General features: G+C 55.6%; 13 protein-coding genes. 12 read left to right on the forward strand and 1 reads right to left on the reverse strand.

Going from position 1 to position 16,706, the window contains the following annotated elements; translation table 11 throughout:
- Positions 1 to 42 precede the first annotated feature (42 nt).
- From IOD40_RS05925 to IOD40_RS05945, 6 genes are all read left to right on the forward strand, one after another.
- Positions 43 to 2,415: a DUF1989 domain-containing protein gene (locus IOD40_RS05925; protein WP_198475263.1), complete on the forward strand. Its 2,373-nt coding sequence runs from the start codon at positions 43 to 45 to the stop codon at positions 2,413 to 2,415.
- Between the two features lie 166 nt (positions 2,416 to 2,581).
- A complete protein-coding gene (locus IOD40_RS05930) occupies positions 2,582 to 4,267 on the forward strand; it encodes a sodium:solute symporter family protein (RefSeq protein ID WP_198475265.1) in 1,686 nt (561 codons plus the stop codon).
- Between the two features lie 10 nt (positions 4,268 to 4,277).
- Positions 4,278 to 4,409, forward strand: coding sequence for a putative transporter small subunit (locus IOD40_RS19850; RefSeq protein ID WP_210336802.1), 132 nt, complete (start codon positions 4,278 to 4,280; stop codon positions 4,407 to 4,409).
- A 627-nt stretch (positions 4,410 to 5,036) separates the two neighbouring features.
- Entirely contained in the window at positions 5,037 to 5,771 is a 735-nt protein-coding gene (locus IOD40_RS05935; RefSeq protein ID WP_233713853.1) for a L,D-transpeptidase, read from the forward strand.
- A 177-nt stretch (positions 5,772 to 5,948) separates the two neighbouring features.
- Complete coding sequence (locus IOD40_RS05940) at positions 5,949 to 7,463, forward strand: MFS transporter (RefSeq protein WP_198475267.1); 1,515 nt, start codon at positions 5,949 to 5,951, stop codon at positions 7,461 to 7,463.
- Positions 7,460 to 8,614, forward strand: a complete 1,155-nt coding sequence (locus IOD40_RS05945; RefSeq protein ID WP_198475269.1) for a M20 aminoacylase family protein — start codon at positions 7,460 to 7,462, stop codon at positions 8,612 to 8,614. The genes IOD40_RS05940 and IOD40_RS05945 overlap by 4 nt, the downstream gene beginning before the upstream one ends.
- Positions 8,615 to 9,121: 507 nt before the next feature.
- Here the strand turns inward: IOD40_RS05945 and IOD40_RS05950 are convergent.
- Positions 9,122 to 10,090, reverse strand: a complete 969-nt coding sequence (locus IOD40_RS05950; RefSeq protein ID WP_198475271.1) for a LysR family transcriptional regulator — start codon at positions 10,088 to 10,090, stop codon at positions 9,122 to 9,124.
- A gap of 14 nt (positions 10,091 to 10,104) precedes the next feature.
- On the opposite strand from IOD40_RS05950, the gene IOD40_RS05955 reads away from it, so the two are divergent.
- The 6 genes from IOD40_RS05955 to IOD40_RS05980 all read left to right on the forward strand — a co-directional run bounded on the left by IOD40_RS05955 (position 10,105) and on the right by IOD40_RS05980 (position 16,476).
- Positions 10,105 to 11,235, forward strand: coding sequence for a C4-dicarboxylate TRAP transporter substrate-binding protein (locus IOD40_RS05955; RefSeq protein WP_198475273.1), 1,131 nt, complete (start codon positions 10,105 to 10,107; stop codon positions 11,233 to 11,235).
- 20 nt (positions 11,236 to 11,255) lie between these two features.
- Complete coding sequence (locus IOD40_RS05960) at positions 11,256 to 11,780, forward strand: TRAP transporter small permease subunit (protein WP_198475275.1); 525 nt, start codon at positions 11,256 to 11,258, stop codon at positions 11,778 to 11,780.
- An 87-nt stretch (positions 11,781 to 11,867) separates the two neighbouring features.
- Positions 11,868 to 13,193: a TRAP transporter large permease gene (locus IOD40_RS05965; protein WP_198475277.1), complete on the forward strand. Its 1,326-nt coding sequence runs from the start codon at positions 11,868 to 11,870 to the stop codon at positions 13,191 to 13,193.
- Between the two features lie 26 nt (positions 13,194 to 13,219).
- The gene (locus IOD40_RS05970) at positions 13,220 to 13,924 is read left to right on the forward strand and encodes a cyclase family protein (protein ID WP_198475279.1); all 705 of its coding nucleotides are present in this window, start codon (positions 13,220 to 13,222) and stop codon (positions 13,922 to 13,924) included.
- A gap of 53 nt (positions 13,925 to 13,977) precedes the next feature.
- Positions 13,978 to 15,381, forward strand: a complete 1,404-nt coding sequence (locus IOD40_RS05975; protein ID WP_198475281.1) for an amidase family protein — start codon at positions 13,978 to 13,980, stop codon at positions 15,379 to 15,381.
- Positions 15,382 to 16,149: 768 nt separating this feature from the next.
- Complete coding sequence (locus tag IOD40_RS05980; RefSeq protein WP_198475283.1) at positions 16,150 to 16,476, forward strand: phosphoadenosine phosphosulfate reductase domain-containing protein; 327 nt, start codon at positions 16,150 to 16,152, stop codon at positions 16,474 to 16,476.
- The last annotated feature ends 230 nt before the right edge of the window (positions 16,477 to 16,706 follow it).

The following is a 16,706-nucleotide window of genomic DNA, read 5'->3' on the forward strand; positions in this document are numbered from 1 at the left end:
TTCTGTCAATACCCAATAGCGCTGACGAAGGGAGGACGTCAGATGGGAATTATCCAACAGTTCGAGAGACCTGCGACCGTCGGCAAGGTCTTGGTGCCGGGCATGCCTGTGCTTCCGCTCGGTGTCGAACGCCATCCGGTCCCGGGTGGTGGGACACGTGCGGTAGCCATCGAGGAAGGTGACGTCATCACCGTAGTAGACCGCGCCGGTCTACAGCTTTGCGAGCTTGTCTTTTTTGATCCCGAAGGAAAGTCGGATCCGGCAAGGCTCGGATCTGGTGCGTCGGATGAGCCGTCTGGCACGCGAAAGATTTTGGGTTCGGAGGAAGCGTCTGCAAAGCGCGTGCGCGAGGCTCTTGCGAAATCCGGTTTTGACCTTGGAATTGCGCGCTGTATCCGCCTTTTTGGCGACGGCTCGCGTGCTGGAAACAGCGCCAGCTTCACGGCCCAAGGGCCGGGACTGCTGATCGTAGCCGCACCGGGCGAGGCTATGGCGGTCGATGAGCAGAACGCTCCAACCGAGATCGTACTCTACGTCAAGCGGGCAAATCCGGTGTCCGGAAAGCAGCGCCGACAGGCTCCCGAACCGCTCGCAAAGCCGCTGATCGACAAGAATATTCTTCCCGGCGAAGCCTTCGTCTACGAGGTCAAAAAAGGTCAATACATTCAGGTTCTCGACGTACAGGGCCGAGAGTGTTCCGACTTTCAAGCGCTTGATATGCGCGCAGTCGAACAAGGTCGTATCGCCGCTATTGATCCGACCACGACGCGTAGTCTGAGCGGAGAGCTATATCCAAAGCCAGGGCTCTTCGCGCGGTATTATTCCGTCGACATGCAGCCCTTGATCGAACTCGTCCAGGATACATGCGGCCGGCACGATACGTTCGGTCTTGCATGCACGGCGCGCTATTACGAGGACATGGGCTATCCGGGCCACGTGAACTGCACGGATAACATCAACCGGGAGCTTGCACGGTTCGGCTTGCCCGCCCAAGGTGGATGGCCAGCCATCAACTTCTTTTTCAATACCATGCTCGACGACGCGAATGCGATCAGCATGGACGATCCCTGGTCTCGCCCCGGCGATTACGTGCTGATGCGTGCTCTGACAGATGTTCTCTGCATCTCGACTGCATGCCCGTGTGACATCGACCCGGCCAATGGCTGGGAACCGACCGACATCCAGGTGCGCGTCTACGACGAGCACGAAGAATTTCCAAGATCCATAGGTTTCCGAATGACTGTCGACGCTGACGTGCAGCCGACCAAGAAGACTGCCTTCCACGATTGCTTTGCACAGCACACCCGCGATTTCGTGGAATACAATGGCTACTGGTTGCCCAATAAGTTCAACGGGCATGGGACGATCGCCGAATATTGGGCCTGCCGTGAAAAGGCAGTGATCATGGATCTGAGCCCGCTGCGGAAATACGAGATCACCGGTCCTGATGCAGAAGCGCTGATGCAGCTTTGTGTGACGCGCAACATGAAGAAGTTGAGCGTCGGGCAGGTCGTCTACACCGCCATGTGCTACGACCATGGTGGCATGGTGGACGACGGCACCGTCTTCCGTCTCGACCAGAACAATTTCCGCTGGGTTGGCGGTTGCGGGACTTCCGGCCTGTGGATGCAGGAGCAGGCGGAAAAGCGCGGAATGAACGTTTGGGTTCGCTCCTCGACCGATCAGCTTCATAATGTTGCTGTTCAGGGACCGCGCAGCCGAGACATCCTTAGCAAGATCATCTGGACCAAGCCCGATCGTCAAACGGTTGATGAGCTTGGCGTATTCCGCTTCACCGTCGGACGGATCGGCGACTTCCACGGGCCTGCGGTCATTGTTTCGCGCACCGGCTATACGGGCGAGCTTGGCTACGAGGTATTCTGTCATCCGAACGATGCGAAGGCGGTCTTCGATGCGATTTGGGAAGCTGGACAGCCTTACGGGATGATCCCGTTTGGTCTCGCGGCCCTCGACATGGTGCGCATCGAAGCCGGCCTGATCTTCGCTGGGTACGAGTTCACCGACCAAACAAACCCCTTCGAGGCGGGCATCGGCTTTACCGTGCCGCTCAAATCCAAGGAGGATGATTTTATCGGACGTGCGGTGCTGGAGGAGCGCAATGCACATCCGACCCGGAAGCTTGTCGGCCTGAACCTGGAGGGCAATGAAGTCCCGTCCAAGGGAGATTGCGTCCGGATCGGGCGCGCGCAGGTTGGCGAAATTACATCGGCTGTCCGTTCGCCGATCTTGGGCAGGGTCATTGCCCTGTGCCGGATGGATGCCGCGCACGCGGAGATCGGCACCAATGTTGAGGTGGGACAGCTTGATGGGTTCCAGAAACGGATTCCTGCGGAGGTTGTAAGAGCTCCGCATTTCGATCCGACCAAGGAACGCGTGAAAGGCAATTACGCCTGACAGAGTGCCCCGGGGGAGTTCCAACTCACCTCGGGGCCTGTCTTTTTGGCTCCGGTGGAATTGGCTAGGGCCTAGACCGCCCATCGGAAGCAGCCAGCTTCGGAGGACCTGGAGCCGATTCAGCGCTCGTTAATACGAGCAAACCTTTAGGGAGGGGTTCGAGGATATGGCAGAACCATATTATCAATTTACCACTACAACTACTTTGATTTTGCTGCTGGCGTTTTATGGCGGCACGTTTCTCATGTCCCTTCTGGTGCGACAGAAAAACGAGAATGTTGACGGCTACATGGTGTCGAGCGGTGAGGTCGGGTTCGGCGTTTCCGCGGCCAGCATGACCGCCACGTGGATCTGGGCGGCCTCTTTTTACGCCGCTGCAAGTTCCGCCTACACCTACGGACTTTCAGGCGCCATTCACTACGGGTTCTGGGGCGCGCTGATGATCCTTTTCATTTACCCCTTTGGGCAGCGGTTCCGGAAGCTGGCGCCTAACGCGCATACACTCGGTGAGTTGATGCACGCGCGTCACGGCTCATCGAGCCAGCTGATCCTCGCCATGTCCAACGTTCTTGGCAGCTCCATCAGCCTGATGGTGAACTTCACCGCAGCGGGCGCGGTGGTGTCGATCCTCTCGCCGCTATCCTTCGTCCACGGCGTTGTTATTGCCGGGTTCGGGACGCTTGCCTACACGCTGTGGTCGGGCTTCCGCGCATCGATCCTGACGGACGTGGCCCAATTGATCGCCTTGATGGGGGTTGCGGTCGTGATCATCCCATGGGTGATGTTCAGTGCCGGCGGCCCGGAAGTCATGGCTCAAGGCCTTGAGCGCTTGACTGCGGAGCAGGCGGACTTCTTCTCGACGACTGCTATCCTTGAGCAGGGAGCTCCGTTCTTCGTCGCCGTTCTGGCATACGCCATTGGCAATCAGACCATCGCGCAGCGGCTCTTTGCAGTGCGTCAGGATCTGATCAAGCCGACCTTCCTGACCGCGACTCTGGGTTACGGTGCGGTCGTTATCGGTCTTGGTATGATCGGTCTGATGGCATTGCTGCTTGGCATTCAGCCAGATGGTGGGGACCTTAACAACCTCATCCCGCAGATGGCCTCAACCTATCTGCCGCCGTTCATGATCGGTTTGTTCTTCGTCCTCGTCGTTGCATCCTTGTCTTCGACCGCGGACGCAGATCTGACCGCCTTGTCGGCAATCATGATGACCGACGTCTATGCCAAGAACATCGTCAAAGGTCAGCCTGACCCGCGCAAGATGCTTCTTGTCGGGCGTATGACAATGATCATCGCAACCATGGTTGGATTGATCCTGGCAAGCCTTGCGTTGGATATTCTGGTCATGCTGGTCTTCGTTGGCGCGCTCTGGGGCACCATCGTTTTCCCGGTCATTGCCAGCTGCTACTGGCCGCGCGTTACCAACCAGGCGTTCACCTGGGCGGTTCTGGGCGGCATGGTGCTCTTCACCATCGTGCGCTTTGAGTTCGTTCCGATGAACGGTTTCTTCGGCTTCGGTTTCGAACTGATCGCAGGGGTTGGTGCAGGCGTTGTGGCGGGGCTGATGTGCTTCGGGTTCTTCGGGCGGACAGTGGGTCTGGCAGCGGGCGTCATCGTTGCGCTCATCAGTTCCTATTACTTCTCGGGTTTCCTGCGGGACTACACCGTATTGCTCGCCTCGCTTGTCGCTTACGGCGCCAGCACGATCATCTGTGTCGTCCTTAGCCTGATGCGACAGGAGCACTTTGATTTCGATCTTATTGCTCAGAGGGTCCAGCGTTTCCAGGAGACGGACACGAAAGCAGGTCATGGAACCGTTCCGGCAGCCCATCCGGCTCCGGCGGAATAGGAGGATCAACATGACAACTTTTTGGCTGGCCTTCTACATTCTGATTTGGCCGACCTTATCCGCTGCGGTGCTCTTCGTGATCGTGCGTGGGTTCTTCCGCGATCTCGGTGAAGCTCGGCGTACAGGGCACGACATCGTATAAATAAAGCAGGACATCCGCCCATCGGCGGGTGTCCTTTCCTGATTTGATGGGCATCCGTCATGCTACCCAAGGGCTGAGCCTTCGTGATGTCTGCTTCGCCCCGATCGTCCAAGCTCATTGCGAGCGTCCCCTCGGCGTTCAAGAGCATGGCTCCTTGGCAGGCAAGCCGCCTTGCAATCCCGCGGTATCGACGGTCGGCAAAATGTGGCCATGTTTCGCGATTAGGTCGTGGCATGCTCCGGTTCCGTACGATGCTAGTCAGTTTCTTTTGCGTGCTGCTGCTCTGCACTCAGGCGGTGGCGGTCACGTCAGTTGGCGAACCCAAGTGCGGCTACCAAACAAAATATCAGGTCGGTCCGAACGAACCCGGCGCGAGCCCGCTGGCCGACGATAGTGCATTATCGAAATGTTCTGGCGGTGCTTGGCTTGCGCCTAATGACCGCAATGCATCATTCACATCCAGCGCCGACCAGCAGCTTCACTGGCCTCACTCCAGGCTCAGGATCGAGAAGCGACCCGGAAATCTCGAGCGTCCTCCGCGGTCGTAGAACTGATCGAAAGAAAATCCGCTTTTCGATGTTTCTCAGTCGCGGCCCTTAATGCCGCGCATATGATCTATGAGCAGTGATGTCTGACACATATATGAAGCGTGCGCGTTCTCGTGCGCCGGCTTTCGATCGACGTTTATTTCTGATGGGCGCTGGCTCTCTTGTATTGGGGGGCTGTGTCGCCAGCCCTAAGCCTCAACCGGCCAAGGTTTTAGCGGCTCCGCCAGCGGTGACGCGCCCTGCCATGTACGAAGCTGTTCCGGACGAGAAGTTCGAGGTTGGAGCCGTTGATGTAACCCAGATGGCTCCGAAATGGTGGCGACGGGAAGTCGATTACGAGACCGATGAGAAACCCGGAACGCTCATCGTCGAGACGGGCGAAAGATACCTGTATCATGTGCGTCCCGGCGGACGCGCCATGCGCTACGGGATAGGCGTCGGCCGAGACGGCTTTTCCTGGCAGGGACGCGCCATCGTGGCGTACAAGAGGATCTGGCCACGATGGACACCCCCGGATTCGATGGTGGCCCGACAGCCAGAGCTCGAGCCCTACTCAATTGCGAACGGCGGCATGGATCCGGGGCCGACCAATCCAATGGGAGCAAGAGGGCTGTACATTCATCAAAATGGCCGCGACACGCTCTATCGCTTGCACGGAACGTATCAGCCCTGGTCCATCGGGCGTTCTATCTCGTCAGGCTGTATTCGGTTGATCAACCAGGACGTCATACACCTTCACGACAATGTCCGGGACGGCAGTGTTATTGTGGTCCGCCACGCTACCGCGCCAGATCTCAAGCAGGTAACTGGCTGACCAGCTTCAGTTCCGCTGCAGGTGGAGCAGAGGCGTTTTGAGCGCCTCTGCCGCTTAAACGTAGCGCCGCTCGGCGTCGACTTCCAATCGATCGACGCTTGCTACTCCCTTATTCGTGATGATCGTTATCCAGTGTTTCATGCTAATCGATCCTTGGAAACGGATCGAGGATGGACAATGAACCGCTCCACGGTCGAGACCTATCGCGGTAATGACCGCCTGCTCTACGGCATAATACTCGTGGTCCTCGCCTTCTGGCTGTTTGCTCAGACGACGCTGAATATCGCGCCAGACATGGCTGCGGACCTCCAGGTTGAACAGTCCTTCATGAACATCGCGGTGTCGATCACCGCGCTTTTCTCCGGCATCTTCATCGTGGTCATGGGGGGACTGGCGGACCGCCTGGGTCGCGTCAGGATCCTCCAGTATGGATTCATCTTCTCGATCGTCGGATCCCTTCTGGTCGGCTTGGCCCCGTCCGGTGCCCTTGGCGGCACGTTCCTCATGCTTGGGCGTATCTGCCAAGGGCTGTCCGCTGCGTTCATCATGCCCTCATCTCTCGCCTTGGTGAAAGCTTATTGGGAAGGTGCGGAGCGCCAGCGCGCGATCTCACTGTGGTCGATGGGCTCGTGGGGCGGATCCGGCTTTGCCGCGCTCTTCGGCGGATTGATGGCGCAGAATGTCGGTTGGCGCTGGATATTCATCATCGCCGCCATTGTATCGGTTGTCGGCATGCTCATGGTGCGTGGTACGCCCGAGAGCAAGGCACCCCAGAAAGCAGACTACAAGTTCGATCTGGCTGGCGTGGTGACGTTCATGATCGCCATGGTCGCTTTGCAGATCTTTGCCACGCAGGGCGGCGCATGGGGCTGGACCAGTCTTGCATCGCTTGGCCTGCTGGCCGTCGCGGTGATCGTCAGCATCTTGTTCTATCGCATCGAAACCAACAATCCGAATGCATTCGTCCAGTTCCGCTTGTTCAAGAACCTGACCTATACAGGCGCTACGATTTCGAACCTGCTGCTGAACGCTACCGCTGGCATCATCATGGTGGCCATGCTGGTGCTGCAGCAGGGCGGGGCGATGACCGCACAGAAGGCAGGACTTCTCACCATCGGCTATGCCGTGACCATTCTCGCCTTCATCCGCTATGGGGAGAAGCTCCTGCAGCGTCATGGCCCGCGTAAGCCAATGCTTTGGGGCTGCTATATCGTTGGCGTGTCGGTTGCCTTGCTAATGCCGACCAATTTGATGCTCGGCACCTATACCATTCTGGCGCTCATCGCGTTCTCGCTGTTCGGGATCGGCCTTGCCTTCTACGCCACACCATCCACTGACGCGGCATTGTCCAACCTGCCCGAGGATCAGGCAGGTGCGGGGGCTGGTATCTACAAGATGGCCTCCTCACTTGGCGCATCATTCGGCGTTGCCATATCGGCCACGATCTACACGGCGATCGCGGGGAACCCGCAAGGGGTCGAGTGGATCGAGGGGGTGATTACCTTCGCAGGTAACCAGGAAAACCTCGCCTCGCGCGAAGCGGCATTTTTCGCTTTTCTGGCTAATCTTGTGATGGTGGCAGCAGCGGTCGTCTCCATCGTTTTGACCGTGCCAAAAGGCAAATCAGTTGAGCGCGTCGAGCCGGTCGCCCTCAAGCAAACCGATCCGAAAATTTCGGGAGAAGTGACATGAACGCCATCGCCATGCAGGTTGATACGGAGGCGATGCGGCAGTGGTTCGAGCACATGCACAGGCATCCCGAACTTTCGATGCAAGAAACAAATACTGCAGAGTTCATCGCGCAAACGTTGCGCAGCATCGGTGGCTATGAGATCGACACAGGCATCGGAAAAAATGGCATCGTGGCCTCGCTCTCGGTCGGTGACAGCGACAAGGCGATTGGCCTGCGAGCCGATTTCGACGCGTTGCCCATTCAGGAAGTAAACGATTTTCCATACAAGTCGACGACCGAAGGCGTTTCCCATCTTTGCGGCCATGACGGGCATACGGCGATGCTGCTCGGTGCCGCCAAGTATCTGGCAGAGACCCGCAACTTCAATGGCACGGTCCGTCTGATCTTCCAGCCAGGCGAAGAGACTATGGAGGGCGGCCCGGCGATGATTGCCGACGGCCTTTTCGCGCGTTTCCCGGTAGACGCTGTTTTTGGCATGCACAACATTCCCGGCCTTGAGGAAGGGAAGTTCTACTTCCATCCCGGCGAGATGATGTCCGCGGTCGACAATTGGGAGGTCGAGATTGCAGGCAAGGGCGGCCATGGCGGCATCCCCGAACTCACTATCGACCCCGTGGTTGCCGGATCGTCCATCGTCATGGCGATTCAGAGCATCGTTTCTCGCAACGTCGCACCGGCGAACCGCGCGGTCGTCACGATCGGCGCGTTTCTGGCGGGCAATGCTGGCAACGTCGTCGCCGGCAACGCGATCCTGCGCTTTTCGATCCGATCAACGACGCCCGAAGACCGCGAGATGATTCTCGGGAATATCCGCCGCATCGTGGCGCATCAGGCGCAGTCGTTTGGCTGCACGTCGGAAATCCGTGAAGGCGTCCCAGGTGCCGTCTTGGTGAACGACGCGGAGGAAACCGACAGGGCCGCCAAAATTGCACAGGCGGCTTTCGGCAACGACCAGGTAATCTATCCGGGCCCGTCATTCCTCGCCTCAGAGGACTTTGCTTTCATGCTGCAGAAGAAGAGGGGCAGTTACTGTTTTCTGGGCGCAGGCCCCGGCAAGATGGTCCACCACCCCGAGTACTTCTTCAATCAAAACATCCTGCCGCTCGGCGCAGCCTATTGGGCGGCGCTAACCGAAGGCTACCTGCGCTGAGCCGATCAACTCGCTCGCTGATACGAGCCCGATCGTAGTCAGACGTTCGGATGCTTGGGAGGCAGCATAAGATGCATAGAGGTTGGCTGGGGAACCTGGATTCCAAGACAGAATAAATTGGTTCTCCAGCTATCTGTTTGAGATCGCTAGAAATTTAGGTCTTTCGAGGTGGTCTCGCCACAATTTGGGCATCACCTGTGTGCCCAGATCCGGGTGCGACGTCAAGTTACAAAAAAGAGCAGGTTTGCATGTGTAAAACGGCGCTTGCGGCATCCGGTTGCGAAACGGCCAGTTTTAAGCCATCCGGTCGGAAGCAGAGAAGGTCAAACGGCGTATCAAATTGCGCCCATTGGACCATCGATCTCAAGCCTACTAAATCAAAAAACTGACGGACCGGATCTCCAGACTTTCAAGCGCCGAGCTATTCTAAATCATTGGTTGGCCGACATGCACGACTGTCGGTTTCCCATAGTGGCTCCAGTTAGACGTTGGTTGATGGCGTAGCGCTCACAAGCACAATGAACCAGGCCAGCGACCTTCTTTTACCATGCGGTGGCATGTTTCGGTTAAGAGCTGAGCAATCGCCAGATTAGCTCGTGGTCGGTTGGAGTCATATCGGGACGCGAGGTGGGCAGTCCATTCAAGATGCGGGCGGATTATTTCAATATTCTTTATACGTCCATGCTTTATGTCAGTACTGCAGCGAAAAGTTGGAAGAATCGTCATAAATCCTCCGGCAACCATATTTATTAGTCCGGGTAGGGAGTCGATATCGGCCGTCACATTCGGGGTTAGTCCCTCAGTCTGGAATGAGTGTTCAATAAACCGCCTGATGGAATGCTTGACGCTGGGTAAGACCATAGGCTGAGTTATTTCAGACAATCTCACGGTCTGTTTTGAAGCTAGGGGATGATTGGTTGGTACCAGCAGGTCCAGCCGTTCTCTGATCAGTGGCTTGCTTCTCAAACCGGCCATTGGCTCGCTGTCGTAGATGACCGCAAGGTCGAGATGCCCCATCTGTACTTGTTCGTTGAGAACACCAGTCATCGCTTCGAGAGCATAAACTTTGATTTTCGGGTATCGATCTCGGATCTGTGGCATCAACTCGGGAAGGAGGCCACCTGCAACTGTGGTTGGGAGGCCAATTCGCACGGTTCCCGAAGCTTCTTGGGAAAAATTTTGAGCCGCGGCAGAGATTTCAGTCATCTCTCTCACCACACCATAGGCCCTCTCAACGACCATTCGGCCTTCTTCGGTCAGCGAGACTCCACGAGAATGGCGCTGGACAAGCTTCAAGGAAAGTTCGGCCTCGAGCCGCCTCAAGGTTGAGCTAAGTGCAGGTTGGGTAAGGTGAAGTTTCTTCGCGGCGGCTGAAAGGCTCCCTGCTTCCGCAATTCCTATTAGCGCTCTCAGGTCTCTCACATCCACGGCGTCCCCTCCCGAGATATAAATCCCGTTTATGGGTGCTATACTCATTTTCCCGATTGTCAATGCAGCACTTGCCGGAGAAGGTTCCTCAACAAAGGTTGAAAAACAAACCAAATGGGGAAGTCAAAATGCGTAAAATTGCACTGTCTGCCTGTGTTTCAGCAATTGCTCTTGGACATTTAATGGGATCTGCGAGCGCTGATACAATCTCGCTTCGAGTTGGTTCAGGTCACCCGATCGGTCTCCTCGCCTATACCGAAACCGCCAATAAATGGTGGGTTCCGGAGCTCAAAAAGCGAATTGAAGAGCGCACGGACCACACAATCAACATTCAGGAATTCCACGCAGGCCAAGTTGCAAAGGTGACCGAGGTTCTCGAGTCGACCGAAACCGGAATTCTCGACGTTGGCTTTACAAGCCTAATTTTCTACCCATCCAAGGGTGTTTTCCAGAATTTCACGCTTTATTTGCCGTTCTCGTCGCCGTCCGCGGTAAAAACCGTCGAGGCATATCACGCGACGATCGAGAAATTCCCAGAGCTACTGCAGGAATTTCAAGACAAGCATAACCAGATCGTTCTCGGCGGTACCTGCGCCGAAAATTACGGTATCGGCACGAAGTTTGGGTGGTCTGAGTTTTCTGATCTTCAGGGCCATAAAATTGCAGGCGCTGGTACCAATCTCGAGTGGATTAAAGGCGCAACGCCAGTCGCTTCGAACCTGAATGAAGCTTACCAGTCGATCCAGTCAGGTGTGTATGAGGGCTATCTCAGCGCTTCATCCTGGTGGCACATGTTCAAGCTGAACGAAGTTGCTCCGCATTTCACGAAAGCGGACTTCGGCGCGCAGTTCATCCACTACGTCACAGTGAATATGGACGTGTGGAACCGTCTCCCTGACGACGTGAAAGAAATTATGCGTGAGGTGAGTGAGGAGTGGGCGCTCGTCACGGCTGAAACCTGTGACAGGAACGATGCTGAGGGCCTTGCGAAACTCGCCGAACTCGGCGTCGAGGTGAAAGACATCTCCCCAGAGGCCAAGAAGGCTTGGTCTGAAGCCTTGAAGGACTTCCCACAGCGGATGGCAGATGACTTGAAATCCAAGGGCTACCCTGGTGCAGAGGTCATGAACTTCTACATGGATAAGCTGGAAGAACTCGGTCACGAGTGGCCCACCCGTTACGTGATCAACTGAGATCGGTGGGGAACTGATCCATGTCCGCAATTGAAGTCCTAGACAGACTTCTAGCGATCGTCAGCCAGGCGTTGAAATACCTGGCTGCGGCACTGCTAGTCGGTGTGTCGATCCTCATTTGTGCCGACGTTGTGATGCGATTTATCTTGAACAGCCCAATCCTGGGTGTCGCGGAAATCGTTGCCAACGGCATTGTCATTATCGCATTCCTCCAGCTTACATACGCAGTTCGACAGAACAGCATGCTGAAATCTGAGCTCATTTTGAATTTGATGGGCGAAAAGGGGAAATTGGCCTCCGATACGATAAATGCACTTTTAGGAGCGCTTTTATTCGGTCTGGTCGCTTGGGCGTCTTGGCATCCGCTCGTTCGGTCAATCACCACAGGCGAATTTGTGGGATATTCTTCGTTTCAACTACCTGTCTGGCCAGTACGTCTCGTGATTGAAAGCTGTTCGATCCTCGCGATTATTGCATACCTTATACATGCGATTAAGGCGGGAATTTTCGGAATTAGAACCGACGAAGTTTCAGCCGCTCACTGATCTAAATTGATCATTTCCTCCCTTTCCGCGTCATTCTTGAGGTGAAGCTCCCTCAAGTGACGTCGAAAATCCTCATGGAGAATTCCAATGGGCGGTCCTGAATTCGCCTTCATAATTATCTCGGCGCTTATAGGGCTCATTCTACTGAGCGTTCCGGTGGTAATTGCTCTTGGTCTGTGCAGCTTTTTTGGGCTGGCTTACCTGACTGGCTCGTTCAACGTGCCAGGGTCTCTCCTTGCCAGTACGGCCTACGAAGCGCTCAGAGATTACGTTTTCGCGGTCATTCCGCTTTTCATCTTGATGGGCGAACTGATCTCCCGATCAGGCGCAGCGAAAGACCTATACTCGATGATCAACCGAGGCCTAAAGCGCCTACCGGGACGACTTGCTTTGGCAACTGTCGCTGGCAATGCGGTTTTCGGTTCGGTGACAGGAGTGAGTATTGCTTCTGCGGCGGCCTTCTCTCGAATTGCCTATCCGCAGATGAAGCAACACGGTTACGATAAGTCCGTTGCTCTTGGTTGTATCGCAGGCAGTGCGTCTCTCGGTATGCTCCTGCCTCCGAGCGTCCTTATGATTGTTTGGGGCGTCATTTCCCAGCAGTCGATCGGCAAGTTGTTCGTTGCGGGCATCATCCCTGGGATCTTGCTCACGGTCATGTTGTCGATCTTTATCCTGATCTACGCTTCTCTAAGCCCTGCAAAATTCGGCGGCGGCCGAGAAGCGGAAGCAGCTTTTGATGATCAATCCTCTGAAGAACGCCGTAGCGAAATGATCGGCAGCTTCGGTGTCTGCGCTCTCATTATGGTTGTGCTCGGTGGAATTTGGCTGGGTGCATTCACTCCTACCGAAGCAGCAGGCGTCGGTGTCCTCTTCGCGGTTGTCCTGGCGATAGTCAAAGGAGTTGGAACGAAGGGCCTTGGTGAAGCTGTCCTTGATACCGGACGTATTTCGGCACCGTTGCTTTTCCTTCTGATCACGGCACAGATGTACTCTAGGCTTCTCGCACTGGGCGGCATCAATGACGTCATTCAGGACACCCTACTAGGCGTCGGCGACTCCCCTCTGATGATCTTGATGATCATGATCATCATCTGGTTCATCCTTGGGATGTTCATTGATGCGACCTCGATAATCCTGCTGACAGTCCCGATCTTTGCTCCGTTGGCCATGGTCATTGGTTATGACCCCATCGCATTCGCGATTATCGGCATCATCACCATCGAAGCAGGTCTCGTAACTCCGCCGCTCGGTTTGTGTGTCTTCACCGTAAAGGCAGCAATACGTGAGCCAGATGTATCGCTAGCAACGATTTTTCGAGGGTCGATACCATACTGGTTCATCCTTCTCATCTTGGTCGCGATCATCGCAACCTTCCCTCAGGTCGCCACATGGCTTCCATCCCTGATGTAAACCTTCAAAACGTGAAAGGACTTATTATGGCACAGCGAATTATCGATCTCAGCATGGCCATCGTCGACAACATGCCGTCGCACAAGATGTTCCAGAGCCCGGTCTATCTGAAGGCTCTGACCCATGAGACGACCGAGTCGTTTGGTCTGGGTGTCGACGGTGATCGCATGACATTCCAGACGAACTTCATCAGCATGCTGGATCACGTTGGCACTCACGTTGACGCCTTCCTGCACGTTAACCCCAAGGGCGCACCGATTGATGAGATGCCGCTCGATATGTTTATGGGCAAGGCCGTTTGCTTTGATCTCCAGCATATCAGCGATCTCGAAGACATCACGGCCGAGCATATGGAAGAGGCTGAAAAGAAGGCAGGCGTAAAGGTCGATGGACACATCGTTCTTCTCTGCACTGGTTTCCATAAGCGCAACCTCGACAACCCGAAGCAGCTTGTATGGGGCAATCCTGGTCTTACCGTTGAAGCTACTCGTTGGCTCCATGAGCGCGGTTCGCGCGTGCATGGCGTCGAAGGTCCGTCGACCGACAAGCCGACCGATAATATCTTTGCTCAGCATCGCCTCTGCCGTGATCTTGGCATCACGCACTACGAGTGGCTCGTCAACCTTGAAGAAGTCGTCGGAAAAGGGGAATTCCAGTTCGTCGGTCTTCCGATTAAATTCAAAGGCGGTTCTGGCTCGCCAGTTCGCGCAATAGCGATCATCGAAGAATAATTCCAAAGGGGGACGAGGCTAAAATCTCGTCCCCCTTTTACAGGGGTTTTCACATGGCTTCCGGACTTGCGTTTAAGACCATTCGAGAATTACGGGCAGACCTTTCGAAAAAGGAGATCTCCCCGACCGAACTTCTCGATGATGTAATTTCTCGCTACGAGAAATTAGAACCTGAGCTGAATATGTTTGCGCATGTCGATTTTGACAGTGCTCGCAAACAGGCAAAGGACTCCGAGGATCGCCTGATGAAGGGCGAGATCCTCGGTCCTTTGGATGGAATCCCTACGTCGGTTAAAGACCTGATCGCTGTTGAAGGCATGCCCCAGCGGTTTGGCTCATTGGCCACGTCTGACGCACCGATGCCCGCAGACGCTCCATCAGTTGAGAGATTGCGGTTGGCTGGTGCCGTTATCCTTGGGAAATCCACCACGAGCGAGTTTGGCTGTAAGGCGGTTGGTGATAGCCCGCAAACTGGTATTACCCGTAACCCATGGAACACAGCTAAGACGCCAGGGGGATCAAGCTGCGGCGCAGCTGCAATGGTCGCTGCTGGTCTTGTCCCATATGCTTTGGGTACCGATGGCGGTGGCTCGATCCGAATTCCTGCATCGCTGTGCAACCTCTTCGGGATCAAGGCGAACTTCGGTCGAGTAGCCGTCTATCCTACTTCCGCCACACCTACCCTTGCGCATGTCGGCCCACTGACGCGTTCCGTGGAAGATGCCGCAATTGCACTGTCGGTCATCGGCGGGACTGATTGGCGCGACCCATTCACTATTGCGGGATCACAGCCTGACTATAGCTCTGCAGTGAACTCCAAACGTCGTTTGAGGATCGCATGGAGCCCTACGCTTGGGTACGGTCGGGTCGACCCGGAAGTCGCCGCGGTCACTGAGAAAGCCGTCGAACTTATTTCCTCCCTCGGCTACCAAGTTGAGCTCGTTGAAAAGATTATGGAGGATCCGATTGATCTTTGGATGGCCGAGTTCTACGCAGGTGTCGGTACGCGCCTACGCGAAACCATTGAGACGAAGCCAGACATCATCGACCCTGCCGTTCTGGTTGTCCTCAAGGATGCCATCAACCAGGATATGAAGTCCTACTATCAGACGGTCTTTCAGCGATATGAGTTCCGGGAGAAGATGCGCCGTCTATTCTCGGACTACGACATTCTGCTCACGCCAACTCTTCCTGTGGCCGGTTTTGACGTTGGGCTGAATGTGCCCCCAGGATACGAAGACAAGACGATTGTCTCTTGGGCTACCTTTACCTACCCGTTCAATCTGAGCGGCCAACCAGCAGCATCGATTCCGGTTGGGTTCAGCAAAGACGGCCTGCCCATTGGTCTGCAGGCTGTAGCCGCGAACCATGACGAGCTTTCCATCGTTGCGCTTGCGGGATCGATTGAAGCTGCCCTTCCCGGGATTCCGGAACGTCGGCCGGTTGTCGGCAGATGAAAATCTATGATCTCATAAAAAACTGGTCTGGAAGCTACTTCTGGTTCCTAGATCAGAAAACAACGTGTTTCTTGGGGCCGCGAAATGCAAGCGGACCAACGTGATATCAGTAGGCGAAGCGCTTCAACCGGTCTCGTCTTGGCGATCTGACGCAGCAGGGCTTTGACGCGCGGGCAACTGAAGAGGTTCTCGATGCACTCGTCGAGAAATACCGCCGGGGCTGGGATTTTCTGCGCAAGCGGCATCTGGAAGTTGCCGGGCCAAGTGACAAAGCGGATCTTGATGGTGACCGCTGACTTGTCAGCTTAGGCGACAAGATGTGCGTTGTTCTGGCGACCGTCTGACAAACGGGGTTTTCAATCAAATTGCCTGTTCTCCCCATTACTTCATGTAACGGCGTTTGCAATTGAATCGCTTGATTGCCCCCCCACACACACGGAGGCAAAGCCACGCCGAGGCAAGGAATCCGGTGCTTCCCGGTGGCGTTAGAAAGTTGGGAAAAGTTTTCCCAACTTGTTTCGACCCGCATGACGCCCGCGGTGCGACGGTACATTTGTGGCGGAAGATGATCTATTTAAGGTACGGACGAGCCATCGCGGGAGCTGCGCTCAATCTAATATTTTTTGAAGTAGCGATCGCAAATCTATTTGAAAAAAGAGGCGCGAAGTTACGAGTTGTCGTCAGACTTCCATTTCATCTACGTACCGCAGTAGCACTTAATTAATTTAGCCGTGGTGGTCTCTTCAAAACTTGGAGGGGGAGGGGCTGATGGGTGGAAGAAGGCGAGCGGCGACCAAACCAGCCAGCATCCGATTGGAACGTCCTGCGCTCGTTTCGTTCAGCGGCGGCAGAACCTCAGGCTACATGCTCTACCTTTTGATCCAGGCGCATGAAGGAAAGCTCCCCTCCGATGCCCACGTCGTATTTGCCAATACGGGCAAGGAGCGATCCGAAACTCTCGATTTCGTTCACGAATGCGGAAGACGCTGGGGTGTTGATATCCACTGGCTCGAACGCAGCGAAGCGGCGCCGGGATTTACGGAAGTCACTTACGAGACCGCGTCGCGCAGCGGCGAGCCATTAGGCCCTCATTGACCGCAAGAAGAGGCTTCCGAACTGGCGAGAACGCTGGTGCACACAGTTCCTCAAGGTTCAGCCGATGATCGATTTCATGGCATCCAAGGGCCATGGTCTAGGACAGGCCTTCGCACGTCCGCTTAGCGCCCCCATGCACGAACCCGCTTCGCGGGAGGGGTGCCACGGCCTGAGATGGCATAGTATTCTCAGCCTTTGAGCGGTAGCGGCGGTCGAGCCGACCGTGGAGT

The sequence above is a fragment of the Aquamicrobium zhengzhouense genome, from assembly GCF_016124105.1.
GTDB classification, from domain to species: domain Bacteria; phylum Pseudomonadota; class Alphaproteobacteria; order Rhizobiales; family Rhizobiaceae; genus Aerobium; species Aerobium zhengzhouense.

Excerpts from the sequence above, each read along its gene's own strand:
- IOD40_RS05925 (WP_198475263.1), top strand. The coding sequence starts at position 43 with ATGGGAATTATCCAACAGTTCGAGAGACCTGCGACCGTCGGCAAGGTC.
- IOD40_RS05930 (WP_198475265.1), top strand. The coding sequence starts at position 2,582 with ATGGCAGAACCATATTATCAATTTACCACTACAACTACTTTGATTTTG.
- IOD40_RS19850 (WP_210336802.1), top strand. The coding sequence starts at position 4,278 with ATGACAACTTTTTGGCTGGCCTTCTACATTCTGATTTGGCCGACCTTA.
- IOD40_RS05935 (WP_233713853.1), top strand. The coding sequence starts at position 5,037 with ATGTCTGACACATATATGAAGCGTGCGCGTTCTCGTGCGCCGGCTTTC.
- IOD40_RS05940 (WP_198475267.1), top strand. The coding sequence starts at position 5,949 with ATGAACCGCTCCACGGTCGAGACCTATCGCGGTAATGACCGCCTGCTC.
- IOD40_RS05945 (WP_198475269.1), top strand. The coding sequence starts at position 7,460 with ATGAACGCCATCGCCATGCAGGTTGATACGGAGGCGATGCGGCAGTGG.
- IOD40_RS05950 (WP_198475271.1), bottom strand. The coding sequence starts at position 10,090 with ATGAGTATAGCACCCATAAACGGGATTTATATCTCGGGAGGGGACGCC.
- IOD40_RS05955 (WP_198475273.1), top strand. The coding sequence starts at position 10,105 with ATGCAGCACTTGCCGGAGAAGGTTCCTCAACAAAGGTTGAAAAACAAA.
- IOD40_RS05960 (WP_198475275.1), top strand. The coding sequence starts at position 11,256 with ATGTCCGCAATTGAAGTCCTAGACAGACTTCTAGCGATCGTCAGCCAG.
- IOD40_RS05965 (WP_198475277.1), top strand. The coding sequence starts at position 11,868 with ATGGGCGGTCCTGAATTCGCCTTCATAATTATCTCGGCGCTTATAGGG.
- IOD40_RS05970 (WP_198475279.1), top strand. The coding sequence starts at position 13,220 with ATGGCACAGCGAATTATCGATCTCAGCATGGCCATCGTCGACAACATG.
- IOD40_RS05975 (WP_198475281.1), top strand. The coding sequence starts at position 13,978 with ATGGCTTCCGGACTTGCGTTTAAGACCATTCGAGAATTACGGGCAGAC.
- IOD40_RS05980 (WP_198475283.1), top strand. The coding sequence starts at position 16,150 with ATGGGTGGAAGAAGGCGAGCGGCGACCAAACCAGCCAGCATCCGATTG.